1 protein-coding gene is annotated in these 233 nt (G+C 36.9%); it reads right to left on the bottom strand.

Going from position 1 to position 233, the window contains the following annotated elements; all coding sequences use genetic code 11:
* The coding region (locus PVA17_RS25225) for a PDC sensor domain-containing protein (protein ID WP_483308051.1) at nucleotides 1–233 on the bottom strand (233 nt) is incomplete at both ends.

Raw genomic sequence — 233 nt, 5'->3', positions numbered from 1 at the left:
AGCGCTTTAATCGGGTTTATAATTGCCTTCATGACAAAGAAGAATACAATCACACTGATTACAATTGCAGCGATTAGTACGAGAAACGTTTTATACAAAATAGGTGATGCTGATTGATCAATTTCCTTCGCAAAAATTGTCCCTGTGATTTTCCAATTTGTCAGTTCATTCGTTGTAAAGAACAGAATTCGGTCATCACCGTCAAAGACATAATCATACGTGCCCGATTTGCT

This window comes from Lysinibacillus sp. CNPSo 3705, from assembly GCF_028674935.1.
Classification (GTDB): domain Bacteria; phylum Bacillota; class Bacilli; order Bacillales_A; family Planococcaceae; genus Lysinibacillus.
Note: the sequence above shows the minus strand (reverse complement) of the source record. Positions and strands in the feature narration are given on the sequence as shown.